This window comes from Bradyrhizobium sp. SZCCHNR1002 (genome assembly GCF_032381435.1).
GTDB lineage: Bacteria > Pseudomonadota > Alphaproteobacteria > Rhizobiales > Xanthobacteraceae > Bradyrhizobium > Bradyrhizobium aeschynomenes.
The window spans coordinates 593043-617864 of record NZ_JAUHIS010000002.1 but is presented as its reverse complement, the minus strand read 5'-3'; the positions used below and the strand labels follow the sequence as shown (position 1 = coordinate 617864).

Annotated in this window: 21 protein-coding genes; 10 read left to right on the top strand and 11 right to left on the bottom strand. The window is 66.9% G+C overall.

Going from position 1 to position 24822, the window contains the following annotated elements:
• Positions 1-100: 100 nt before the first annotated feature.
• From QX108_RS15250 to QX108_RS15230, 5 genes are all read right to left on the bottom strand, one after another.
• On the bottom strand, positions 101-1549 hold the full coding sequence (locus tag QX108_RS15250; RefSeq protein ID WP_315725180.1) for an aldehyde dehydrogenase family protein: 1449 nt from the start codon (positions 1547-1549) through the stop codon (positions 101-103).
• A 53-nt stretch (positions 1550-1602) separates the two neighbouring features.
• Positions 1603-2958: a glucarate dehydratase gene (gene gudD, locus QX108_RS15245; protein ID WP_315787558.1), complete on the bottom strand. Its 1356-nt coding sequence runs from the start codon at positions 2956-2958 to the stop codon at positions 1603-1605.
• Positions 2959-3117: 159 nt separating this feature from the next.
• Positions 3118-4059, bottom strand: a complete 942-nt coding sequence (gene kdgD, locus QX108_RS15240; protein WP_315725185.1) for a 5-dehydro-4-deoxyglucarate dehydratase — start codon at positions 4057-4059, stop codon at positions 3118-3120.
• A 133-nt stretch (positions 4060-4192) separates the two neighbouring features.
• Positions 4193-5095: a LysR substrate-binding domain-containing protein gene (locus tag QX108_RS15235; RefSeq protein WP_315787560.1), complete on the bottom strand. Its 903-nt coding sequence runs from the start codon at positions 5093-5095 to the stop codon at positions 4193-4195.
• Between the two features lie 1071 nt (positions 5096-6166).
• On the bottom strand, positions 6167-7504 hold the full coding sequence (locus tag QX108_RS15230; RefSeq protein WP_315725189.1) for an MFS transporter: 1338 nt from the start codon (positions 7502-7504) through the stop codon (positions 6167-6169).
• Between the two features lie 468 nt (positions 7505-7972).
• On the opposite strand from QX108_RS15230, the gene QX108_RS15225 reads away from it, so the two are divergent.
• Positions 7973-8998, top strand: a complete 1026-nt coding sequence (locus QX108_RS15225) for a histone deacetylase family protein (RefSeq protein WP_172114225.1) — start codon at positions 7973-7975, stop codon at positions 8996-8998.
• Positions 8999-9241: 243 nt separating this feature from the next.
• Entirely contained in the window at positions 9242-9523 is a 282-nt protein-coding gene (locus QX108_RS15220; protein WP_315799577.1) for a hypothetical protein, read from the top strand.
• Here the strand turns inward: QX108_RS15220 and ppsA are convergent.
• Positions 9520-11955 (bottom strand): phosphoenolpyruvate synthase, encoded by a 2436-nt coding sequence (gene ppsA / locus QX108_RS15215; RefSeq protein WP_315799576.1) that lies wholly within the window; start codon positions 11953-11955, stop codon positions 9520-9522. The two genes, QX108_RS15220 and ppsA, sit on opposite strands and share 4 nt — an antisense overlap.
• A 100-nt stretch (positions 11956-12055) precedes the next feature.
• Between ppsA and QX108_RS15210 the strand changes: the two genes are divergently transcribed.
• Positions 12056-13246, top strand: a complete 1191-nt coding sequence (locus QX108_RS15210; protein ID WP_315799575.1) for an SbmA/BacA-like family transporter — start codon at positions 12056-12058, stop codon at positions 13244-13246.
• Here QX108_RS15210 and QX108_RS15205 read toward each other — a convergent pair.
• The 3 genes from QX108_RS15205 to QX108_RS15195 are packed head-to-tail and all read right to left on the bottom strand — an operon-like array spanning position 13206 to position 16491.
• Positions 13206-14144, bottom strand: coding sequence for a hexose kinase (locus tag QX108_RS15205; RefSeq protein ID WP_315799574.1), 939 nt, complete (start codon positions 14142-14144; stop codon positions 13206-13208). The genes QX108_RS15210 and QX108_RS15205 overlap by 41 nt on opposite strands.
• 6 nt (positions 14145-14150) lie before the next feature.
• On the bottom strand, positions 14151-15131 hold the full coding sequence (glk, locus tag QX108_RS15200) for a glucokinase (RefSeq protein ID WP_315799573.1): 981 nt from the start codon (positions 15129-15131) through the stop codon (positions 14151-14153).
• 4 nt (positions 15132-15135) lie between these two features.
• Positions 15136-16491: a GH1 family beta-glucosidase gene (locus QX108_RS15195; protein ID WP_315799572.1), complete on the bottom strand. Its 1356-nt coding sequence runs from the start codon at positions 16489-16491 to the stop codon at positions 15136-15138.
• A gap of 205 nt (positions 16492-16696) precedes the next feature.
• On the opposite strand from QX108_RS15195, the gene QX108_RS15190 reads away from it, so the two are divergent.
• The 5 genes from QX108_RS15190 to QX108_RS15170 are packed head-to-tail and all read left to right on the top strand — an operon-like array spanning position 16697 to position 22101.
• Complete coding sequence (locus QX108_RS15190; protein ID WP_315725205.1) at positions 16697-17647, top strand: ABC transporter permease; 951 nt, start codon at positions 16697-16699, stop codon at positions 17645-17647.
• An 8-nt stretch (positions 17648-17655) separates the two neighbouring features.
• Positions 17656-18522 carry an ABC transporter permease gene (locus QX108_RS15185; protein ID WP_409998521.1) on the top strand — a complete coding sequence of 289 codons (867 nt, stop codon included), beginning with the start codon at positions 17656-17658 and terminating at the stop codon, positions 18520-18522.
• Positions 18519-19529 carry an ABC transporter ATP-binding protein gene (locus QX108_RS15180; RefSeq protein WP_315799571.1) on the top strand — a complete coding sequence of 337 codons (1011 nt, stop codon included), beginning with the start codon at positions 18519-18521 and terminating at the stop codon, positions 19527-19529. The genes QX108_RS15185 and QX108_RS15180 overlap by 4 nt, the downstream gene beginning before the upstream one ends.
• A 14-nt stretch (positions 19530-19543) precedes the next feature.
• On the top strand, positions 19544-20578 hold the full coding sequence (locus QX108_RS15175) for an oligopeptide/dipeptide ABC transporter ATP-binding protein (RefSeq protein ID WP_315799593.1): 1035 nt from the start codon (positions 19544-19546) through the stop codon (positions 20576-20578).
• Positions 20579-20613: 35 nt separating this feature from the next.
• A complete protein-coding gene (locus QX108_RS15170; protein WP_315725209.1) occupies positions 20614-22101 on the top strand; it encodes an ABC transporter substrate-binding protein in 1488 nt (495 codons plus the stop codon).
• A 284-nt stretch (positions 22102-22385) separates the two neighbouring features.
• Here QX108_RS15170 and QX108_RS15165 read toward each other — a convergent pair whose 3' ends face one another.
• Positions 22386-22547, bottom strand: coding sequence for a hypothetical protein (locus tag QX108_RS15165; RefSeq protein WP_009025659.1), 162 nt, complete (start codon positions 22545-22547; stop codon positions 22386-22388).
• 252 nt (positions 22548-22799) lie between these two features.
• Here QX108_RS15165 and QX108_RS15160 point away from each other — a divergent pair, with 252 nt between their 5' ends.
• Together QX108_RS15160 and QX108_RS15155 are read left to right on the top strand one after the other, a co-directional pair.
• A complete protein-coding gene (locus tag QX108_RS15160) occupies positions 22800-23711 on the top strand; it encodes an NAD(P)/FAD-dependent oxidoreductase (RefSeq protein WP_315799570.1) in 912 nt (303 codons plus the stop codon).
• Between the two features lie 86 nt (positions 23712-23797).
• Positions 23798-23965 (top strand): hypothetical protein, encoded by a 168-nt coding sequence (locus QX108_RS15155; RefSeq protein WP_315799569.1) that lies wholly within the window; start codon positions 23798-23800, stop codon positions 23963-23965.
• 6 nt (positions 23966-23971) lie between these two features.
• On the opposite strand, the gene QX108_RS15150 is transcribed toward QX108_RS15155, so the two are convergent.
• Entirely contained in the window at positions 23972-24814 is an 843-nt protein-coding gene (locus tag QX108_RS15150; RefSeq protein ID WP_409998523.1) for an ABC transporter permease, read from the bottom strand.
• Positions 24815-24822: the final 8 nt, after the last annotated feature.

Here is a 24822-nt window from a genome sequence, read left to right as displayed (position 1 = left end):
CCCGTGCGGCTGCCCCTCACCCCGACGCTCTCCCCGTGAAGAACGGGGAGAGGGAGTGGACCGCGGATGCGGCCCGGCTGTTAGGTCACGATCGTCAGGCTCACACCGGGTAGGTGTAGGCCGTCTTCACCGTGGTGTAGAACTCGCGTGCGTAGGAGCCCTGCTCGCGGGCGCCGTAGCTCGAGCCTTTGCGGCCGCCGAACGGGACATGGTAGTCGACGCCGGCGGTCGGCAGGTTGACCATTACCATGCCGGCCTCGCTGTTGCGCTTGAAGTGCGAGGCGTATTTCAGGCTGGTGGTGCAGACGCCGGCGGCGAGGCCGAACTCGGTGTCGTTGGAGATCGCCAGTGCCTCGTCGTAGTTCTTGGCGCGGATGACGCAGGCCACCGGTCCAAAAATCTCCTCACGCGCGATGCGCATGTTGTTGTTGGCTTCGGTGAACAGCGCCGGCTGCATGTAGAAGCCGGGAGACTCGCGGTTCAAGAGCTCGCCGCCCCAGGCCAGCTTGGCGCCTTCGTCCTGGCCGATCTTGAGATAGCGCTGGTCCTGCTCGAGCTGGTTGCTATCGACGACCGGGCCGATATGCGTGCCCTGCTTGACGGCGTCGTCGACGACGAGGCCCTTCAGACGTTCGGTCAGTGCTTCGACGAACTTGTCGTGGATGCCCTCGGTGACGATCAGGCGCGAGGACGCCGTGCAGCGCTGGCCGGTCGAGAAATAGGCGCCGTTGGCGGCGGCTTCGACGGCGACCTTGACGTCGGCGTCATCGAGCACGACCAGCGGATTCTTGCCGCCCATCTCGAGCTGGAACTTCTTCATCGGGTTCGACAGCACGCAAGCCTGCGCGATCTTGCGGCCCGTGCCCACCGAACCTGTGAAGGAGATCGCGGCAACGTCCGGGTGCTCGAGCAGCGTCTGGCCGACCACCGAGCCGGAGCCGACGACGAGGTTGAACACGCCGGCGGGAATGCCGGAGCGCGCGATGATCTCGGAGAGCGCATGCGCAGAGCCGGGCACCAGCTCAGCCGGCTTGAACACGACAGTGTTGCCGTAACAGAGCGCGGGCGCGATCTTCCAGGCGGGGATGGCGATCGGGAAATTCCAGGGCGTGATCATGCCGACCACGCCGACCGCCTCGCGGGTGATCTCGACGTCGAGGCCCGGACGCACCGAGGCGCCCTTCTCGCCGGTCAGGCGCAGCGCCTCGCCGGCGAAGAACGCAAAAATCTGGCCGGCGCGGGCGACCTCGCCGATGCCTTCCGGCAGGGTCTTGCCTTCCTCGCGCGCGAGCAGGCGGCCGAGCTCCTCCTTGCGCGACAGGATCTCCGCCGAGATCTTGTTCAGCGCGTCATAGCGCTCCTGCGGGGTCGAGCGCGACCAGGCCGGGAAAGCGGCCTTGGCTGCGGCGATCGCCTTCTCGGTCTGCGCCTTGTCGGCCTTGGCGTATTCGCCGACGACGTCGTTGGTGTTCGAGGGATTGATGTTGCGGGTCACCCCGCTGCCGTCGACCCACTCGCCGGCAATGAAATTCTTGAGGATCGCGTTCATGTTGTTCTCCAGACTTTGCGCGATTGCTCGGACAATCTAACCGATCGCCCCCGTCATCGCACGAGACAGGGGCGCTTGTCGTCGAAGGTCCAGCCGGGGATCAGATACTGCATTGCGACGGCGTCGTCGCGTGCGCCGAGCCCGTGGCTCTTGTACAGCGCGTTGGCCTTTTCGATGGCGTCGCGGTCGACCTCGATGCCGAGCCCGGGTTGCTCCGGGACCGCGATCCGGCCGCCCTTGATCTGCAGCGGCGCCTTGGTCAGCGCCTGGCCGTCCTGCCAGATCCAGTGGGTGTCGATCGCGGTGACCTTGCCCGGGGCGGCCGCGGCGACGTGGGTGAACATCGCCAGCGAAATGTCGAAATGGTTGTTGGAGTGTGAACCCCAGGTCAGGCCGTTGTCCTTGCAGGTCTGGGCGACACGCACCGAGCCCTGCATGGTCCAGAAATGGGGGTCGGCCAGGGGAATGTCGACCGCGCCGAGCCGCAGCGCATGGCTGAGCTGTCGCCAGTCGGTGGCGATCATGTTGGTCGCCGTCGGCAGGCCCGTGGCGCGGCGGAACTCCGCCATGATCTCGCGGCCGGAGAAGCCGGCCTCGGCGCCGCAGGGGTCCTCGGCATAAGCGAGGATGCCGTGCATGTCCTTGCACAGCCGGATCGCCTCATCGAGCGACCAGGCGCCATTCGGATCGAGCGTGACGCGCGCCTGTGGAAAGCGCTTGGCGATGGCGGTCACCGCCTCGATCTCGGCCTCGCCCTTGAGCACGCCGCCCTTGAGCTTGAAGTCGGCAAAGCCGTAGGCGTCATGAGTGGCCTCGGCGAGCCGCACCACAGCTTCGGGCGTCATCGCCTCCTGATGTCGCAGCGTATACCAGCCCTCACGCTCGCCCTCGCCGGTGGCGTAGGGCAGGTCGGTCTTCCTGCGGTCGCCGACGAAGAACAGATAGCCGAGCGCCTCCACCGACGTGCGCTGCTGGCCCTCGCCGAGCAGCGCCGCGACGGGCAGGCCGAGATGCTGGCCGAGCAGGTCGAGAACAGCGGATTCGACGGCTGTCACGGCGTGGATCATCACGCGCAGGTCGAAGGTCTGCTTGCCGCGTCCCCCGGCATCACGGTCCGCGAACGTGGTGCGCATGGTGGCGAGGATGGTGTTGCAGGCGCCGATGCTCTGGCCAACGATCAGGCTCTTCGCATCCTCTAAGGTCTGCCGGATCTTCTCGCCGCCCGGCACCTCGCCGACGCCGGTATGGCCGGAATTGTCGGTCAGGATGACGAGGTTGCGGGTGAAGAACGGTCCATGCGCGCCCGAGAGATTGAGCAGCATGCTGTCACGGCCCGCGACCGGAATGACCTCCATGCCGGTGACGACCGGCGCGCCGGAAATTCTGGTGCTGGTGGCGTCGTGACTCATCATGCTCCTCCGTCGTCGTCTCGTTTTTTCGCTGTCATTCCGGGGCAGCCCGTCAGGGCTGAACCCGGAATCCAGAGATTGGCTTGCGCCGCATCTTGTCCTTCACTTCGAGATTCCGGGTTCAAGGCCTTGCGGCCTTGCCCCGGAATGACGGCTAGATCACTCCGCTGCCTGGCTCACCGCCGCTTTTGGCAGCGCCTTCACCAGCGCGGTCAACTCAGTCATCTCGGCCTCGGTGAGGTCGGTCAGCGGCAGGCGGACCGGGCCGGAATCGCGGCCGATCACCTTCATGCCGGCCTTGATGATCGAGACCGCGTAGCCCTTCTTGCGGTTGCGTATCGCGATCAGCGGCAAAATGAAATCCTTCAATCCGGCATGGATGGTGGCATGGTCGCGCTTGCGCACTGCGGCATAGAAGTTGGTCGCGAACTCCGGCACGAAGTTGAACACTGCCGAGGAGTAGGTGGTCACGCCCATGTCGAGATAGGGCAGGGCGAAGGTCTCGGCGGTCGGCAGGCCGCCGATATAGGTCAGGCGGTCGCCCATCTTGCTGTAGACGCGGGTCATCAGCTCGATGTCGCCGATGCCGTCCTTGTAGCCGACCAGGTTCGGGCAGCGCTCGCACAGCCGCGCCAGGGTGTCCGGCTGCAGGATGGCGTTGTCGCGATTGTAGACGATGACGCCGATCTTCACCGATTTGCAGATCGCCTCGACATGGGCGGCGAGGCCCTCCTGCTCGGCATGCATCAGATAGGGCGGCAGAAGCAGCAGGCCGTCGGCGCCGGCCTTCTCCGCGCCAACAGCGATCTCGCGCGCGATCGCGGTGCCGTAGCCGGTGCCTGCCAGCACGGGCACGCGGCCGCGGGTCTCCTCGACCGCGACCTTGACCACCTCGGGCACCTCGGCCGCGGTGAGCGAGAAGAACTCGCCGGTGCCGCCGGCGGCGAACAGGCCCGCGACCTCGTAGCCGCACAGCCAGTCCATGTTGGCGCGATAGGTGGCCTCGTCGAACGAATAGTCGGCTTTGAACGGCGTCACGGGAAAGGAGAGCAGGCCGCTGCCGATCTTCGCAGCCATTTCCTTCGGGGTCATCTTGCTCATCGCGCGGGTCCTTCACGAATGTCCTTGGGAACGGACGCGGCAGGCGCCGGCGCGCATTCCCCCGGCGATGTCGTAGGACCAAGTTCGATGCCGGTCCAAGCTAATGACGGTATCGATTGATACGGATCGGATATCAATCCTCGGCCTGCTGGACAGCCAGGTTGCCGGCGAGATCGACCAGCGCCGGCAGCAGCGGATTGTCGTGATCGCGCCGCCAGACCAGGAACAGCTCGGCCGGCGTCGGGTTGCGCAGCTTCAGCGGACGCAGTCTGACGTCGGCGATCTTCAGGCTGGAGGCGGCTTCCGGCACGATGGCCAGGCCGAGGCCCGCGCGCACCATGGCCAGGATGGAGTGAATCTGGCTGAGGTGCTGGACGTAGCGCGGGAGCACCTCGGCGCGCATGAATTGCGACACCAGCAAATCGTGGAAATAGCGCGCCTCGGTCTGCGAATACATGACGAACGGCTGGCCGTCGAAATCGCGGATCGACACGCTCTCGGCGGAGGCGAGGCGGTGCCGGCGCGGCAGCGCGGCACAGAGCGGCTCGGCGACGACGCGGCGGGTGGCGAATTCGGGGCGCGCGATCGGGGGACGCAGCAGGCCGGCGTCGATCTGGCCGGAGGCCAGCGCTTCGATCTGGTCGCCCGAGACCATCTCCTTCAGCGACAGATCGGCCTCGGGCAGCTCGCTGCGGCAGGCGGCGACGAGGTCGGGCAGGAAACTGTAGGCGGCCGCTGCCGTGAAGCCGATCTTGAGCGAGCCGCTCTTGCCGCTGGCGATGCGCTGCGCCACCTGCGCCGCGCTCTCGGCCATCTTCAGGATGCGCCGCGCCTCCGGGAGGAAGCTGCGCCCGGCCGGCGTCAGCTTCACCGAGCGGCTGGTGCGCTCGAGCAGCACCGCGTCGATGATGTGCTCCAGCACCTGGATCTGCCGCGACAGCGGCGGCTGCGTCATGTTCAGCCGGACGGCGGCGCGGCCGAAATGCAGCTCCTCGGCCACGGTGACGAAGCAGCGCAGCTGGTTGAGGTCGAACATCGATGCATCCGAGGTATGAATGGGGTGGGTGATGTGGGTGTAGTAGCATCGATCGGGTAGGGTGGGAACGGCTTCAACGGCTGTCTGGATGGTGCCGGACTGCATCAGCAACCTCGGTCGTCGTCCCGGCGAACGCCGGGACCCATAATCACAGGGAGAACTTTGAGGCACCCTGGTCATAATCAGCTCGCGCTTCACGCCTGCTGCGGCGTATGGATCCCGGATCAGCGCATCGCCGCGCTGGCGCGCGTCGATGCTTGTCCGGGACGACGACAGTGGGCGTGGCGGGCTCACGGCTTCAAGTAGCTAGCGGCAGGTGAGAGACACGTCCTCGCGTTCCCGCGGCACATCATGCCCGAGTCTTGCGATCAGTTCGCCCTCGCAAACAGTGCAGAGGGCGCAGGGAATGCCGGGTGAGGGCCTCACCCATGGCCCGCCTGCGAAAAAAATGCAGGCGGCAGGTACCACAGGCAAAGCCGAACACGCCGGCATTCCCTGCGCGATGGTCTTCACGCTTATACGCAGTCTCCCTGGTGCACCGGCTTGTTGGCCACCATGCCGCGACAAGGCTTGCGCCTTGCGCTGTCGACACCAGCTTCGGGGTGTCAGGACGCTGCGACTTCACGTCCGCGATCGATCGTTCGTCCGCGCCCTCGTTGCCGAAGACGCTGCGATCCCTCGCGGCCACCGCATCCCCGCCTCGCGTGTCGTGACGATCGCGCGCAACGCCCCTCTGCGGTGAGGCGGGATGCGGGGAGATAATCATGAATTCCGTAAAAGCGCAAGAGATTTATTTTTTTTAGAAGTCTGGGCGACCCGCCCCGCGAAGGGTTCGAGTGATCCGCGGGCTCTCTCCTCCGTCATTCCGGGGCGCGCGCAGCGCGAGCCCGGAATCCATCGTGCGGCAGAACGTGCGGCGAAATGGATTCCGGGCTCGCGCTGCGCGCGCCCCGGAATGACCGCGGAGTTTGAGGCGCTGACTGCGCTCCCTATCGGCAATGAAGACGCGCAAAAAAAAACGGCGGCCCGAGGCCGCCGTTCAAGTCGAGACCACGCAAGGGGGCGTGGTGCTCAGGAGGCTCGGAGTTCGACGCGCTGGATGCGGCCGACGATGAAGAGATAGGCGAAGGCTGCCACCAGCGCGTTGAGGCCGACGAACACCAGCGCGCCGTTGAACGAGCCGGTGGCCGACAGGATGTAGCCGATCACGATCGGCGTGGTGATGCTGGAGAGGTTGCCGAAGGTGTTGAACAGCCCGCCGGAGACGCCGCCGGCCTCCTTTGGCGAGGTGTCGGAGACCACCGCCCAGCCGAGCGCGCCGATGCCCTTGCCGAAGAAGGCGAGCGCCATCAGGCCGACCACGAGCGCCTGGCCGTCGACATAGTTGCAGCCGATGATCGCCATCGAGAGCAGCATGCCGCCGACGATCGGGATCTTGCGTGCCAGGGTCAGCGATCCCGTCTTGCGCAGGATGGCGTCGGAGATGAAGCCGCCGAGCACGCCGCCGATGAAGCCGCACAGCGCGGGCAGCGTGGCGACGAAGCCCGCCTGCAGGATCGACAGGCCACGCTCCTTGACCAGGTAGACCGGAAACCAGGTCAGGAAGAAATAGGTCAACGTGTTGATGCAGTACTGGCCGATATAGACGCCGAGCATCATCCGGTTCGACAACAGCTGTCCGACATGCGACCAGGTCGGGCCGCCGGTTGCAGCCTTGCCCTCGCGCGCGCCTTCCATGTCGACCAGCGCGCCGCCGTCCTTGATGTAGTCGAGCTCGGCCTGGTTGACATCAGGATGCTCCTTCGGGCCGTACATGGTCTTGATCCAGACCAGTCCCATGATGACGCCGAGCGCGCCCATGACCGTAAAGACGTGGCGCCAGCCGAATTGATGCGCGATCCAGCCCATCAGTGGCGCGAAGATCACCGTCGCGAAATATTGCCCGGAGTTGAAGAAGGCCGAGGCGGTGCCGCGCTCGCTGCTCGGAAACCAGGAGGCGACGATGCGGGCATTGGCCGGGAAGCTCGGCGCCTCGGCGAGGCCGACCAGGAAGCGCAGTGCGAACAGCGCGGTGACGGCGGCGGCGCCGGAGAAGAAGCCGATCCAGCCCTGCATCATGGTGAAGAGGGACCAGACGACGATGCTGCATGCATAGACCCAGCGCGAGCCGAAGCGGTCGAGCAGCCAGCCGCCCGGCACCTGCGCGAGCACATAGGACCAGCCGAAGGCCGAAAACACATAGCCCATCGCGACCGAATCGAGGTGCAACTCCTTGGAAAGCGCGGGCCCTGCAATCGACAGCGTGGCGCGGTCGGCGTAGTTCACGGTGGTGACCAGGAATAGCATGGTCACGATGAACAGCCGCACGCGCGATCGGCGCAATTCGGCCGTGGTTACGATTGCGCTCATGCGCACCACCTCTCTTGTACGTTCCTCGCGGACTGTCCTAGAGGAGATGCAGGGTTGCGGTCCAAACCGAAGCCTGTATCGATCGATGCGAATTTTGGATCGATGCTGGCCTCTGCATGCGGCGGCCGGCAAATCGCGGTTGCGACGTCCGGCCTTTTTCTGCCGCGCCATGCATGAGCTGATCAGGCTTGCACGCTCAGGTTTTGCCGAGGTCTCGGCGCATTTGCGATGATCGCTGCCGCAACCGGCCGAATGGCAGGTGGAGTTCTCCTCACATCCACCGCGCCCCATGCGCCGGATCGCCTTGATCCCGGCGAACTCGCTGCTGACAACATACGAAGCGCAGCGATCCGTTCCGCCCGCTGGGAATTGCGCGCCCGGAACGATGGAGATGCAAACCATCTGTGCTTGTATCCACCGCTGCTGCATGCACAATCGCTTGCGCAAAGCGAACAGGAGCTACGACGCGTGAAGGCCGTCTACACCGAGCTGCACCGCAGCCACGATCCGCAATTCTATCTGGTGCGCGGCGTGGTCAAGCGCACCACCGAGCAGCCCGAGCGGGCGGATCGTCTGCTTGCGGGAGTCAAGGCCGGCAATCACGAATTGGTGGCACCGACGCTGTTCGGCCAGGAGGCCCGCGCGCGCGTGCACAGCCCGGAATATCTCAACTTCCTGGAGGAGGCCTGGGACGCCTGGGCCGCGCTCGGCGACGCCGGCGCGGAGATGATTCCGAACATTCACCCGGTGCGCAACGCGGCGACCTATCCCAGTCACATCGTCGGACGGCTGGGCTGGCACACCACCGACACGTCGGCGCCGATCGGGCCGGGGACATGGGCCGGCGCCTGCGCCGCCACGGATGTCGCGGCGACCGCGGCCCAGCTGCTGCTCGATGGCGAGGATGCGGCGTATGCGTTGTGCCGGCCTCCCGGGCACCATGCCTATCGCGACATCGCGTCGGGCTTCTGCTTCATGAACAATTCGGCCATCGCGGCGGCGCATCTGCGCCAGCGCCACGAGCGCGTCGCGATCCTCGATGTCGACGTCCATCACGGCAACGGCACGCAGGGCATCTTCTACGATCGCTCCGACGTGCTCACCATTTCGATCCATGCGGACCCGACGCACTATTACCCGTTCGTGTGGGGCTATGCGCATGAGCGCGGCGCCGGCGCAGGCCTGGGCGCGAACCTCAACATTCCCTTAGCCCTGAAGAGCGGCGACGACACCTACCTCAAGGCCTTCGAGACCGCGGCGAAGACCATCCATGCCTTCGCGCCCGGCGCGCTCGTCGTGGCGCTCGGCCTCGATGCCTCCGAGCACGATCCGCTCAAGGGCCTCTCGGTGACGACGCCGGGCTTCCGCCGCATCGGCGGCGCCATCGCGCGGCTCGGCCTGCCCACGGTGTTCGTGCAGGAAGGCGGCTATCTCTCCGATATTCTCGGCCAGAACCTGACCGCGGTGCTCGGCGGGTTCGAAGCGGCGCGGTGAGTGCCGTGCTTACCAGCTCACCGCCATGAGCCCGCGAAGCTACGGGGGGTGATCGGGACGTCGGCAGCCGCCCGGAGTTCCACGGATGGCGAAAGTACAGACTTCCTTAAGGTGGTCCATCGCGACAATGCGGCGCGTTCTGGCCATGGGGCCGCTTCAACGGAGAATGCGGACATGCAGATGCCGATGGCGCTCGGGTTGCGATGGATGGGCGGCGGCGCCGCCGGGACTGATCGGTGAATCGTGGCCGACATCATCAAATTCCCGACGGTGCTGCGCGCCGCGCAGGCGGACATCGCGCTCGCCGTGTCGGTCGGGATCCAGCTGGTGCAGCTCAAGCGCACGCTGGAATCGTGGCGGCAGATTCTGCACCGGCTGGATCAGCTGGCGCAGCCTGACGACGCCGGCCAGCTGAGCGAGCAGTCGCGGCATATCCGCGAGCTGATGGCCGACGCCGAACGCGCCATCGCCCATTTCCAGGCTTGCGAGGGCGCGGCCTCCGACGGGAATCGCGCTCCGGACTAACTCGCCAGCGCCTGCGGCGCCGGCGATGCCAGCTCCCGCTCTGCCGTGCGGACGATATCCATCGTGCGCACGACGCTGGCCGGATTGACGCTGATGGAGTCGATGCCGAGCCCGGCGAGATAGCGCGCGACCTCCGGATAATTGGCCGGCGCCTCGCCGCAGATGCCGACATGGCGATGGTTGCGATGCGCGCCTTCGACCGCGAGCTTCAGCATCGCCAGCAGGCCGGGATCGCGCTCGTCGAAGTCGAACGCGACGATGTCGGAATCGCGATCGACGCCGAGCGTGAGCTGGGTGAGATCGTTGGAGCCGATCGAGAAGCCGTCGAAATGCCTTGCGAACTCGTCGATCAGGATCACGTTGTTCGGGATCTCGCACATCATGTAGATCTCGAGTCCGTTCTCGCCGCGGACCAGGCCGTGTCCGGCCATCGCCGCGATCACCTTGCGCGCCTCCTCGACGCGGCGGCAGAACGGGATCATGATCTTCAGGTTGGACAGGCCCATCCCGTCGCGCACGCGCTTCAAGGCCGCGCATTCCAGCGCGAAGCCGGCGGCATAGGCCGGATGTGCGTAGCGCGAGGCGCCGCGGAAGCCGAGCATGGGGTTCTCTTCCTTGGGCTCGAAGTCGCGGCCACCGATCAGGCTGGCATATTCGTTGGTCTTGAAATCGGACAGGCGCACGATCACCGGACGCGGGTAGAACGCGGCGGCGATGGTGCCGACGCCCTCCGACAGCCGTTCGACGAAGAAGTCGGCGGGCTTCTTGTAGCGCGCGGTCAGGCGCTTGATGGTCGCGCGGTCCTTTGCCGAATTCACCTTGTCAGGCGCGGCCAGCGCCATCGGATGGATGCCGATCGACTGGTTGATGATGAACTCCATGCGCGCCAGGCCGACGCCGTCGTTCGGGAGAGCCGCGGTTTTGAAGGCAAGCTCGGGATTGCCGAGATTGACCATGATCTCGGTCCGCGGCTTGTCGAGCTCGTCGATCGCGAGGCGCTCGACCTCGAACGGCAGGGCGCCGTCATAGACATGGCCGACATCGCCTTCGGCGCAACACACCGTGACGGCCGTTCCGGTCTTTGCGCGCTTGCTGAAGTCTTCGGTTCCGACCACCGCGGGAACGCCGAGCTCGCGGGCGATGATCGCGGCATGACAGGTGCGTCCGCCATGATCGGTGACGATCGCGGCGGCCGTCTTCATGACAGGCTCCCAGTCCGGGCTGGTCGAGGCCGCCACCAGCACCTCGCCGGGCCGGAAGGCGCTCAGATCCTTGGCCGTGCGGATCAGGCGGATCTTGCCGGCGGCGATCTTTTCGCCGACGGCGCGGCCGGTCGCCAGTACCTTGCCGCTCTTCTTCAGCGCGAAGGTCTCGATCGCCTCCGGCCGCCGCTGCGACGCCACCGTCTCGGGGCGCGCCTGGATGATGTAGAGCGCGCCGTCGCGGCCGTCCTTCGCCCATTCGATATCCATCGGGGTCGGTCGGCCCGCCTTCTGCGAGTAGTGCTGCTCGACCGTGATGGTGGCCTGCGCCAGCTCCAGCACGTCGGAATCACCGATGCAGAATTTGGCCCGGTCGGCCGGCGGCGTCGCCTCCGTGCGCGTCGGCGCGCCGCGCGCGCCCGCCTTGGCGTAGACCATGCGCTTGTCCTTGGCGCCGAGCCGGCGCGACAGCACGCTGCGAAAGCCCGCGGCGAAGGTCGGCTTGTGGACGTAGAACTCGTCCGGGTCGACCGTGCCCTGCACGATGGTCTCGCCGAGACCATAGACGCCGGTGATGAAGGCGACGTCGCGAAAGCCGCTCTCGGTGTCGAGCGAGAACATCACGCCGCTGGCCGCGAGATCCGAACGCACCATCTTCATGACCGCGACCGACAGCGCGACCTTGTCGTGCGCAAAGCCGTTGTCGATGCGGTAGGAGATCGCGCGATCCGTGTAGAGCGAGGCGAAGCAGCGGCGACAGGTCTCGAACAGATCCTTCGGCCCGCGGATGTTGAGGAAGCTCTCGTGCTGACCCGCGAAGCTGGCATTCGGCAGGTCCTCGGCCGTGGCCGAGCTGCGCACCGCGACGGCGACGCCGCGGCCATATTCCTGCTCCAGCTGCTTGTAGGCCTTGGTGACCTCGCGCCGCAGGTCGTCGCGGTCGGTCGCCGCGAACACGATCGCGCGGGCCTTCGCCGCGCGCCTGGCAAGATCGGCGATGCGGCGCTTGTCGAGGCCGTCGAGCAGCTTGCGCAGCTCGTCGTCGGCGCCGGTTGCGCGCAGCGCGTCGCGATAGCTCGCGGCCGTCAGCGCAAAGCCGTTGGGCACCCGCACGCCCTGCGGTGCCAGCGCCGAATAGAGCTCGCCGAGCGAGGCGGTCTTGCCGCCGACCTCCGGCACGTCCTCGATGCGAAGGTCCTTGAACCAGCGGATGTAGCCGGATGCCGTCATGACGTGTCTCCCGCACTGCAAAGCTCAGTTTGTCCTGCCGCGCGGCGCCGGCCTTGCGCAAGATCAAGCGGGATGGGGCCGCGGCTCCTTAGATGATTCCATGACAGAAGTTCCCCAGCGGCAACCGTTCGCTGCCGATGAACCCGACGATCTCCGACCCGCTGAGATGGCCGACGACGAGAACGAGGACGGCGATCGGCAGTGGTCGCGCTTCTGGCTGACCGCGCGGAACTTCTGGCGCGGATGGGCGGCCTGGCGCGTGTGGCTGCTGTGCGCGGTGCTGGTCGGCATCGTCGTGCTGCAGCTCTATGTCCAGTTTCGCTTCAACTATTGGAACAGGGATTTCTTCGACGCGCTGGAGAGCCGCGATCCGGCGCGGCTGCGTCACCAGGCGATTCTGCTCGTCCCGTTATGTGCCGCGAGCGTCGTGCTGGCGGTCGCCTCGGTGTGGGGCCGCATGGCGATGCAGCGCAACTGGCGGCAATGGATGGCGGCCAAGGTGATCGACTATTGGGTCGAGAACGACCGCTACGCGCGGCTCGCCACGGTGCAGGGGGGGCAGAAGATTCCCGAATACCGGATCGCCGAGGACGTCCGCATCGCCACCGACGCGCCGGTCGATTTCGCCGTCAACCTGATCTCGTCGGTGCTGACCGCGATCATCTTCGTGCAGGTGCTGTGGCAGGTCGGCGGCCCCATCAGCTTTGCGGTCGCGGGAATCCAGCTGTGGATTCCCGGCTATCTGGTGGTCAGCGTCGCCGTCTATTCCGGGCTCGTCACCGGCGCGATGCTGTGGGTGGGCCGGCCGCTGACGCACGTCATCCAGGTCAAGAACCAGGCCGAGTCGGAGCTGATCACGGCGGCGCATCTGCTGCGCGACATCGGCGAAGGCGTCACGTCGAAGCGGGAGGAGCGCAGCGTCATCGCCGGGCTGTGGCTGGCGCTCGATCGCGCCATCCGGCAGTGGAAGCGGCTGTGCTGGCAGCTCATGCGCACGACGCTGGTCTCGCACACCAACAGCCTGCTCGCGCCGATCATCGGGCTGGTGCTGTGCGCGCCGAAATTCCTCGGCGGTGAGATGACGCTCGGCGAACTGACGCAGGCTGCGGCCGCGTTCACGCTGGTGCAGGGCTCGTTCAACTGGCTGGTCGACAATTACAGCCGGGTCGCCGACTGGATGTCGTCGCTGGAGCGCGTCGGCGGCCTGCTGCTGTCGCTCGACCGGCTCAACGGGGATGTGGAGACGGAGGTCACGCCGTCTCGAGCCGCACGTCAGCCAGCAGACGGCTGACATCGGCGGGGTCGCACAGCGCCGTCCCGGTGCGCAGCAGCGCGGCGGCCCCGGCGGCGACGGCGAAGCGAAACGCGTCCTCGAGCGGCTCGCTCGCGGCAAGCTTCGCCACCAGCGCGCCGAGAAAGCTGTCGCCGGCGCCGACGGCATTGACCGGCACCATCGTCAGCGGCTGGGCACGCAGCACGCGCTCGGGCGTGACGAGCAGCGCGCCGAGATGACCCATGGTCAGGGCGATCATTCCGACCTTGCCGTTCATGATCAGGATGCGGGCGGCCTGCTCCCACGCGGTCGCGTCCGACGGCTCGCCGCCGACGAGGTCGCGCATCTCGTGCAGCGACGGCTTGATCAGATCGACGCCGCCGGCAACGGCCGCGGCCAGCGCCGGGCCCGACGTATCCAGGATGAATTGCGCGCCGCGCGCTCGTGCGACCGCGGCCAAGCGGGCGTAGTAGTCGGCCGGCACGCCGCGCGGCAGGCTGCCGCTGCCGACCACGAAGCGCGGAAACGGATCGAGCCCGCCGAGCAGCGCGAGACCCGCCTGCCACTCGGGCTCGGTCAGCGCAGGCCCGGGCAGGATGAAGCGATAGGGCTGGCCGGTCGCGCGCTCCTGCACGAAGAAGTCCTCGCGCGTGTCCTCGGCCGTGGTCCAGGTCAGGCTGCTGACGCCTTCCGTGTCGACGAGCTGCCTCAGCAGCACGCCGGTCGGTCCGCCCACCGGATAGAGCGCGGCGACATCGCCGCCGAGACGGGTGATGACGCGGGCGACGTTGATGCCGCCGCCGCCGGGATCACGCCGCTGCGTCGTGCCGCGCAGCTTGGCCACCGGCACGATTCGCTCGACGGTCGTCGAGACGTCGACGGCCGGGTTCGGCGTGATCGTGACGATGTCGCTCATGGGATGTCAGTGCGTGGACGCGCCGCCGCTCGCGGTGATGCCGGACTCATGGAACGATTTGAGGCCGAGGAAGCTGATGTCGGGCTTGGTGACGAGATGCACGGGGATCGGCCGCAGATAGCTGTCATAGCGCCCCTTGCTCTCGAACTGCCTGCGGAAATCGGATTTTGCAAAATAGTCCGGAAAACGCGGCGGGATGCCGCCGGCGATGTAGACGCCGCCACGGGCGCAGAAGGTCAGCGCGAGATTGCCGGCGACGGCACCGAGCCAGGCGCAGAACATGTCGAGCGTGGCGCGGCAGGTGGCGCAGCTGCCGTCGAGCGCGGCGTGGGTGATCGCGGCAGCATCGCGCGATGGCACCGTGACGCCGTCGACGGCGGCGACCGCCCGGTAGACGTTCTCGAGCCCCATGCCGGACAAGGCGCGCTCGATCGAGACATGGCCGAAGCGCTCGCGCATCTTCGCCAGCACCAGAGCCTCGCGCGCCGTCGTCGCCGGCAGGGTCGCGTGACCCGCCTCGGTGACGGCCACCGTGGGGCGGCCGTCGCCGGGCAGATAGCAGGCCGCACCAAAACCGGTGCCCGGGCCGATCACCAGCATCGGCGCGCCGTCGACTGCCGCGCTGCCGCCGAGCGGAAACAGATCGTCCGGATGCAGCGCGGGCAGGGACCAGCCCACCGCCTCGAAATCGTTGAGGAGCTTTGCCGAGCGCAGATTGAACCGGGCGGCCAGCTCGGCGCCGTCGATGACCCAGGTCGAGTTGGTCAGCATGCCGCGATTGCGCTCGATCGGGCCGGCGATGTCGAGCACGGCCGTGGACGGCGCGCCGCCGGCCGCGTTGCGCGCCAGGAAATCGGCGATCGCGTCGGTGATGGTCGGGAAGTCCGCGACCTTCAGGTGCGCGACGTCTCCGATCGTGCTGCCGTCGAGCAGCGCGAAGCGCGCATTGGTGCCGCCGATGTCTCCCAGAAGAACGCGATCGCTCATTCCTTTAGCCGCTTTCCGTCCATTTGTGCGGCTCGGCAGCGTGCGCCAGGGCCCGCCGAGCCGCAATCATCTCCGCATACCATCGCGCCGATGCCTTGGGAATGCGGCGCTGCGTGGCGTGGTCGACATAGACAATGCCGAAACGCTGCGAATAGCCTGCCCCCCATTCAAAATTATCCAAGAGCGACCACACGAAATAGCCGCGCACGTCGGCGCCCGCTCGGATCGCCTGTTCCATGGCCGCCGTATAGGCCTTGAGGTAGCTGGTCCGGTCGTCGTCCTGGATGTGGCCGGAGGCATCGATCACGTCGTTCGCCGCGGTGCCGTTCTCCAGCACGTAGATCGGCAGGTGGAACCGCTGGTGGATGTCCAGCAGCGTGTCGCGGAACGCCTCGGGCACGACCGGCCAGCCGATCGTGCTGCGCGGCACGGTCTCCGGCGCCGGGCCGAAGCTGGCGCCGATCAGGTTGGTGCCGTCCCTGACGTAATGCGGCGAGTAGTGATTGAGCCCGAACCAGTCGACCGGCCGGGCGATCTGCGCCATGTCGCCGGGCGCGATATAAGGCGAAATCGCGTCGAGCAGCTCCGGCGGGTAGCTGGCAAAGGCTTGCGGGAACGGAAAGGCGTCGTTCCAATAGGCCGCGAGCCGCAGGGCCGCCGCAGCGTCGGCGGGACTGCTCGTGCAGGGATAGCAGGGCTGGCGGTTGTGAATCGCGCCGATGGAGGCGCCGGCCACGTCTCTGCGCAGCACATCGACGGCGCGGCCATGGCTGAGATTGACGTGGTGGATCGCCTTGTGCAGCGCCGCCTTGTCGGCGATTCCCGGCGCATGCCATCCGAGGCCGTAGCCGAACAGCGTGAACACGCAGGGCTCGTTGAAGGTTGCAAAGCGCTTGACACGGTCGCCATAGCGCCGCGCCACCAGCGCGGCGTAGTCGGCGAACCAGCCGGCGATGTCGCGGTTCTGCCAGCCGCCGAGCGCCTCGAGCGCCTGCGGCAGGTCCCAATGATAGAGGCAGAGCCACGGCTCTATCTCCGCGGCCAACAACGTGTCGATCAGGCGGTCGTAGAAGGCAAGACCGGCTTCGTTGGCAGCGCCTCGTCCCTGCGGCAGCAGCCGCGGCCAGGCGGTCGAAAACCGGTACGCGTTCAGGCCGAGGTCGCGCATCAGCGCAACGTCCTCAGCGAAGCGGTGGTAGTGATCGCAGGCGGTCTCCGCGGTGTCGTTGGTCTTGATCCGGCCGGGGACGTGCAAATAGACATCCCAGATGCTGTCGGCGCGACCGTCGAGATGGGCGGCGCCCTCGATCTGAAAGGCCGAGGTCGACGCGCCCCAGAGGAAGCTCGGACGGTTGGTCATGACGTGAGGCGTCCTGCTCGGTTGCGCTGGATCGCATGATGCAGGTTGCAGGCCGCCGGCCGTTGACCGGGATCAAGCCGGCGCTGCCATGGGCCGTCAGGGCGGTGCCCTGCGCCGGCGAGGGACGATCATGCAGGCAACGGGCTTGCATCAGAACCGAAAGCTGTGGAACGTGCGGCCGCCGAAAACGGGAGTCCCGGCGCGAATGAGCGTGTTTCTGCTGCGGCGATGCCTGACCTTGCTCGCGACCCTGGTCGGCGCGTCGTTGATCATTTTCCTGGTGCTCGACGCCCTGCCGGGCAACGCCGCCCAGATGCTGATGGGCGCGGATGCCTCGCCCGACGCGGTCAGGGCGCTCACGGTCAAGCTCGGGCTCGATCAGCCGCTGGCGCTGCGCTATCTGCACTGGCTGGGCGGCCTGGTGAGCGGCAATCTCGGCAACAGCTACGCCTATGGCACGCCGGTGGCCGAGCTGATCGGTGAGCGGCTGACGATGACCATTCCGCTCGCGATCCTGGCGATGGGGCTGACCACCGTGCTGGCGCTGGCGGCCGGCATCTACACCGCCGCCAATCACAACCGGGTCGGCGATGTCGGCGTGATGTCGCTGACCCAGATCGGCATCGCCTTGCCGAACTTCTGGTTCGCGATCCTGCTGATCCTGCTGTTCGCGGTGAAGCTGCAATGGCTGTCGGCCGGCGGCTTCCCCGGCTGGGAGGACGGCATCTGGCCCGGCTTGCGCTCGCTGTTGCTGCCGGCGGTGGCGCTCGCGGTGGTGCAGGCCGCGATCCTGGCGCGGGTGACGCGCTCGGCCGTGCTCGACGTGCTGCGCGAGGATTTCGTCCGCACCGCGCGCGCCAAGGGCCTGACGAAACGCGAGGTGCTGTGGCAGCACGTGCTGCGCAACGCGATGATCCCGGTGCTGACGGTGATGGGCCTGCAATTCGCCAATCTGCTGGCCGGCACGATCGTCATCGAGAACGTGTTCTATCTGCCGGGTCTTGGGCGTCTCATCTTCCAGTCGATCGCCAATCGCGATCTCATCGTGGTCCGCAACTGCGTGATGCTGCTGGCGGCGATGGTCATCGTCGTCAACTTCGTGGTCGACGTGCTCTACGCGGTGATCGATCCGCGCATCAAGGTGCACGAGCTGTGAGGTCGTCGGTGATCGTGCAAGCGGGCGCTGCGGCTGCGCCGAACGCGTTCTGGCGGCGCGCGCTGCGCCATCGCAGCTTCGTCATGGGCAGTCTGCTCTGCCTGCTGGTGCTCGGCGCCGCGCTGTTGTCGCTGGTCTGGACGCCGTGGTCGGCCTATGAGATCGACGTCGCATCGAAGCTGCGGCCGCCGTCGGCGGCGCATTGGCTCGGCACCGACGTGCTCGGCCGCGACATCGTCTCGCTGCTGCTGGTCGGCGCGCGCGCGACCATTCTGGTCGGCATCATCGCGGTCGGCATCGGCCTCACCTGCGGCGTCTGCCTCGGGCTGATCGCCGCCGCACGGCGCGGCTGGACCGAGGAGCTGATCATGCGCTTCAGCGACTTCACCTTCGCCTTTCCCGCGGTGCTGTCGGCGATCATGCTGGCGGCGGTGATCGGGCCGGGCATGGTGACCTCGATCACCGCCATCGGCATCTTCCAGATCCCGGTGTTCGTGCGCGTCACCCGCGGCTCGGCCGGCGCGATCTGGGCGCGCGAGTTCATCCTGGCGGCACGCGCCGCCGGCAAGGGCCGCGTCCGCATCACCATCGAGCACGTGCTGCCGAACATCCTGTCGATCCTGATCGTGCAGGCGACGATCCAGTTCGCGCTCGCGATCCTGGCGGAAGCCGCGCTGTCCTATCTTGGCCTGGGCACGCAGCCGCCGCAGCCGTCCTGGGGGCGCATGCTGAACGACGCGCAGACCCTGCTGTTCCAGTCGCCGAGCCTTGCGGTGTATCCGGGCGCCGCGATTGCGCTGGCCGTGCTCGGCCTCAATCTGCTCGGCGACGGTCTGCGCGACCTGCTCGATCCCCGGCTGGCGAGGCAGCGATGATGGCCGGCGATGCGCCTCTGCTCGATGTCGCCGATCTCGGCATTCAGCTCACCACCAGTCGCGGCCCGGCCAAGGCGGTGCGCGAGGTCTCCTTCACGCTCCGGCGCGGCGAGACGCTCGGCATCGTCGGCGAATCCGGCTGCGGCAAGTCGATCACGGCGCTGGCGCTGCTCGGACTGCTGCCGGACAGCGCCGTCGTCGGCGGCAGCATCAGGCTCGATGGCCGCGAGCTGGTCGGTCTCGCTGATGCCGACTATTGCAAGCTGCGCGGCAACCGTATCAGCATGATCTTCCAGGAGCCGATGACCGCGCTCAACCCGATGCACACGATCGGCCACCAGGTGGCGGAGCCGCTTTTGCGGCACACCGGCTGCTCGGCGACGGAGGCAAAGCGGCAGGCGATCGCGCTGCTCGACCGCGTCGGACTGCCCGATGCGGCCCGGCGCTACGACGCCTATCCGCATCAGTTCTCCGGCGGCCAGCGCCAGCGCGTCACCATCGCGATGGCGCTCGCCTGCAGTCCCGACGTGCTGATTGCCGACGAGCCGACCACCGCGCTCGATGTCACCATCCAGCGCCAGATCCTCGATCTCATCGCCGATCTCGTCGCCGAGCGTGGCATGGCGATGATCCTGATCTCGCACGATCTCGGCGTCATCGCCGAGAACGTCCAGCGCATGATCGTGATGTATGGCGGCACGGTGGTGGAGAGCGGCACGACCGATGCCGTGTTCTCGCGTATGGGGCATCCCTACACCCAGGGCCTGTTCCGGGCGCGGCCGCGGCTCGGCGCCCGCAGGGGCACGCGGCTCGCGACCATCGCGGGCACCGTGCCGGAACTCGCCGATCTGCCGACCGGCTGTCCGTTCGCCGATCGCTGCACGCTGGTCGTCGATGCCTGCCGCGTGGCGCTGCCGTCGCTGAGCGAGATCGGCGCCGGGCACGGCGTCCGCTGCATCCGCACCGATGCCGCTCTCGCGCGTGACCCGGCAGGAATGATCGCTTGAGCACCGCGGCGCAGATGTCGGCGGCGACGCCGCTGCTCGAGGTCAGGGATCTCGTGCAGCGCTACACGCTGCCGCGCGAGAGTCTGCTGCGGTCGCCCGGCGAGGTGCTCGCGCTGAACGGCGTGTCGCTGTCGTTGATGGCGGGCCAGAGCCTCGGCATCGTCGGCGAGTCCGGCTCCGGCAAGTCGACCCTGGCGCGGCTGATCATGGCGCTGGAGACGCCGTCATCGGGATCGGTGCTGATGGCCGGACGCGATCTCCATCGTCTTTCGGCGGATGAGTTGCGCCGCGCCCGCCGCGACTTCCAGATGGTGTTCCAGGACCCGTATGGGTCGCTCGATCCGCGCCAGACCGTCGCCCGCATCGTCGCGGAGCCGCTGACAGCCCTGGAAAAGCCGGACCGCGAAACCTTGCGCGCGAGGGTCGCCGGCGTGCTGCGTCAGGTCGGGTTGCGCGACGCCGACATCGACAAATATCCGCACGAATTCTCCGGCGGCCAGCGCCAGCGCATCGCGATCGCGCGCGCGCTGATCACCCAGCCGAAACTGATCGTCGCAGACGAGCCGGTCAGCGCGCTCGACGTCTCGGTCCAGGCGCAGGTGCTCAACCTGATGCAGGATCTGCAGGAGCAGTTCGGCCTCAGCTACGTGCTGATCAGCCACGATCTCGCCGTCGTCGACTATCTCTGCGACGAGGTGGCCGTGATGTATCTCGGCCGCATCGTCGAGCGGGGGCGGCCGGAGGATCTGTTCGGGCAATGCGCGCATCCGTATACGCGCGCGCTCCTGGACGTGGTGCCGCGGGCGCAGGCGGGCGCGGTCAGGCGTCGCGGCGAGAGCGTCGCGATCGCCTCGCAATCCTTCGGCTCGGCGGGATGCGCCTATGCGCCGCGCTGTCCGCTCGCCGATGCGCATTGCCGGGAGCTCGCTCCCGCCCTGCGGGCGCTCACGGCACATCATTCTGCGGCCTGCCACAAGGCGGAGAGCGTGATGGCGCTGCCTCCGCTCGTTTCAGAACCGCACCAGCCCCTTGTCTCGAAGCCGCTTTGACGCGTATTTTGTTCCGCCCCGGGAGAAACAAAACAATGTTGAAAAGACTAACGATCATCGCTTTGGCCGCGCTCGTCGCGGCGGTTGCGCCCGCCTCGGCGCAGAGCAAGAAGGACAGCGTCGTCGTCGGCATGACGCTGGAGCCGCCGGGGCTGGATCCGACCAGCGCCGCCGCGGCGGCGATCGCCGAGGTCACGCTCTACAACGTCTACGAGACGCTGACCAAGATCAACGAGGACGGCTCGGTGTCACCGCTGCTGGCCTCGAGCTGGAAAGCGTCCTCCGACCTCAAGAGCTACACGTTCAAGCTCGTCAAGGGCGTGAAATTCCAGAACGGCGAGGCGTTCGATTCCGCCGCGGTGAAGTTTTCCTTCGAGCGCGCCGGCGCCGCCAACAGCACCAACAAGGACAAGGCGCTGTTCCAGGCGATGGAGCAGGTGGCGGCCCCCGATGCCGAGACGATCGAGATCAAGCTGAAACATTCCGAGCCCAATCTGCCGTTCCTGCTCGGACAGGCCACCGCATCGATCGTCGAGCCGAAGAGCGCGCCGACCAATGCGACGCAGCCGGTTGGCACTGGTCCCTATTCGCTGGGCGCCTGGGCCAAGGGCTCCTCGCTGACCCTGAACAAATGGCCCGACTATCGCAACGCTGCGGCCGTCAAGCTGTCCAAGGTCACCATCCGCTTCATCTCCGATCCGGCGGCGCAGGTCGCGGCCTTGCTGTCCGGCGACGTCGATGCGTTTCCCCGCGGCACCTCGGCCCGCACGCTCGCGCAGTTCAAGGCGGACCCGCGCTTCACGGTGCTGATCGGCGGCTCCAAGGCGAAGACCATCGTCACCATCAACAACAAGAAGAAGCCGCTCGACGACGTCCGCGTCCGCCGCGCCATCCTCGCCGCGATCGACCGCAAGGCGATGATCGAGGGCGCCGTCGACGGGCTGGGCACGCCGATCGGCAGCTTCTACGTGCCGGGCTCGCTCGGCTATGTCGACACCACCGACATCAATCCCTACGACCCGGAGAAGGCCAAGAAGCTGCTCGCCGAGGCCGGCGTGACCACGCCGCTGCAACTCTCGCTGCGGCTGCCCCCACCGGCCTATGCGCGGCAGGGCGGCGAGGTGCTTGCGGCGCAACTGGCCAAGGTCGGCATCGTCGCCAAGATCGAGAACCTCGAATGGGCGGCGTGGCTGTCGCAGGTCTTCAACGGCCCGCACGATTTCGACCTGACGATCGTCTCGCACGTCGAGCCGTTCGATCTCGTGAAGTTCACCGAGAAGAACTACTATTTCGGCTATCAGTCGGAGGCCTTCGACAAGCTCTATCAGTCGATCGTCGACACGCCTGACGAGGCCGGGCGCGCCAAGCTGCTCGGCGACGCTCAGCGCATGCTGGCGACCGATGCTGCCGCCGGCTTCCTGTTCCAGCCGCAATGGATCACGATCATCAACAAGAAGCTCAAGGGCGTCTGGAAGGACGTGCCGCAGTTCGAGAACGATTTTGCGAGCTGGAGTTGGGAGTGAGCGGCGCTACGCGTCCAATTGGGTCCGCACTGACCCTGCCCAATACAGCGCCCTCTCCCCTTGTGGGAGAGGGCAGCGCGGGCCTATTCCCGAACGTGGTTGGGTGAGGGGTTTCTCTCCAAAAATGCGCTCGTTGTGAGAGACCCCTCACCCAACCGAGTTTGCCGAGCGGTCCTACATGCCCTCTCCCACAAGGGGAGAGGGCGCAATAACTAACACCGGCGTATCAGCGCGTTTCGAAGGCGTGCATCGATGTGATGCATGCTCCGGTTTAAATCATTCAGTCAGTTCGGCCACTCGATAGGCGTGAAGCGCAATTGCCGCCGCCGCATCTCGGCCTGGAGCTCCTGGGCATATTGCTTGGCGCGCTCGCCAATCAGTCGATAGGGACCGCCGATCCGGCTATCGGCGGCGACCTGCTTGCGGACGCTTTCGTAGTACGCCATCAAGCTCTCGTCAGTCGAATTCACAAATCGCATCCACGCGCCCTCGCAGAAAATCCCCCTCGCTGCCAAGTTTGCACGGCTTTTCCGCCGCGGCAGCGACATAAGTTAACGCCGGATCGCCATAAACGGTTCCATCTGCGTTCCGGGCTCGTGCAAGTTCCCGTAGCGGATCGACGCTCTGCAGGAACCCTTCCTGCTCGAAACCTTTTGCCGCGGGGACCCACGTCGGATCTGACAAACACGAGTGCGGCGATGCAGGCGGAGATTCTCATTGTCGGCGGGGGGCCGGCCGGGTTGATGGCCGCGATCTATCTGGCACGGTTCCGGCGTCGTGCCGTCGTGGTGGATAGCGGCGCATCGCGCGCAGCGTTGATCCCGCGGAGTCATAACCTGCCGGGGTTCCCGAACGGCCTTCCTGGAGGCGAGCTGCTGAAACGGATGCAGCAGCAGGTGGAGCAGCTCGACGTGCCCATCATCAGGGGCACGGTCGACGTCATCGAGAAGCGCGACGGCGGCATCATCGCTGCGCATGAACGGGGAACAATCACAGCGCAGCGGGTGATCCTCGCGACCGGGATCGTCGACAGGCAGACGCCGCTGGCGGACTGGACCGCAGCCGTCCGTGCGGGCGAGCTGCGCTATTGCCCGGTCTGCGACGGGTTCGAAACGATCGGCCGCAAGATTGCGATCGTCGGCGAAATCGGCCACGCTGCCGGCAAGGCGCTGTTCATGCGCGTCTATAGTTCCGATGTCGCCTTGATCCCGGTCGGCGACGCGCGTGACGACGCCAAGAGACGAGAGCTGGCCGCAGCCGGCGTGCGGGTGACGCCGCCGCTTCATGCGCTGCAGCGCTGCGGCGGTGCGATCGAAGCGTCGTTCGTCGACGGCGGCAGCGAACGGTTCGAGATCGTCTACCCTGCAATGGGCGCCGATGTTCGCTCGGAACTCGCGATCGCGCTCGGCGCGCGTCACACCGCCGACGGGTTTCTGGAGGTCGATGCCAAGCAGCGCTGCGGTGTGGACGCGCTTTACGGGATCGGAGACGTCGTCACCGACCTGCACCAGATTGCGGTCGCGTTCGGTCACGCTGCGGTGGCCGCCTGTCACGCGCATCATTCATTGCCGATGCGCTATGCGGACGCGTCCGATGCCGGGCGGCGTTGATCACAACCTCAGGGCGCGTTATCCTGCGTTAGTGCCGGGGGCGTTGATCTGTCGGACGTTGGCGCATGGACAGGAAATCGGCATGTTTGGCGGCAGCGTCCAGCTGTCGCGAGGAAGCTGAGCGCGATCCGGCGCGCCGCCATCTCTGGCTGCAGGAAGCCTCGAAATGGGCCGCGCTCGCGTGCGAGCAGACCGGGCATACGCTGATCGTCTGCGAGCACGGCGCTCCTGCAAGCGACGATGTCCGCTACTGAAGGGCGCTATTGCAGCGTCGGATCCAGCCTGTCACGCAGCCAGTCGCCGATCACGGACACCGCGAGCGTCGTCACCACGATGGTGATCGCCGGCGCCAGCATGATCCACGGCGCGCGCGTGAGGTATTCGCGGCCATAGCCGACCATGTTGCCGAGGCTGGTCATCGGCGGCTGCACGCCGAGGCCGAGGAAGGAGAGGCCGGACTCCAGCAGGATGACCTCGGGAAACACCAGAGTCATCGACACGATCAGGGTCGAGGCGATGTTCGGCAGGATGTGCTTCAGATAGACGCGCCGCGGCGTCGCGCCGAGCTGGCGCACCGCGGCGGCATAGCCCTGCGCATTGGCCGAGATGGCGAGGCCCCGCGCGATGCGCGCATAGCGCTCCCAGCCGAACAGTCCCATCAGCCCGATCAACAGCGGCAGCGAGTTGCCGAAGAAGGCGAGCACCGCGAGCGCCAGGATCAGGAACGGCATGCTGGCCTGGAAGTCGGCCAGCATCAGCACCGCCTGCTCGACCAGGCCGCGGAAATGCGCAGCGAGGAAGCCGAGCGTGGTGCCGGCGATTGCGGAGATCGCGGTCGCGCCGAACGCGATCAGCAGCGAGATCCGGATCGAGACGATCAGGCGCGACAGCACGTCGCGGCCGAGCTCGTCGGTGCCGAGCCAATGCGCCGGATTGCCCGGGAGGGACAGGCGATTGCGCAGGTCGAATTTGGTGAAGCCGTAGGGCGCGAGCTGATCGGCGAACGCCGCAAGCACGAGCATCGCTGCGATCCAGCCCGCGGCGATCACGACGGAGACGGGAACGTTCGGCCAGCGCAGCCGCCGCGCGGCCGGTGCCTTCATTGCGACGT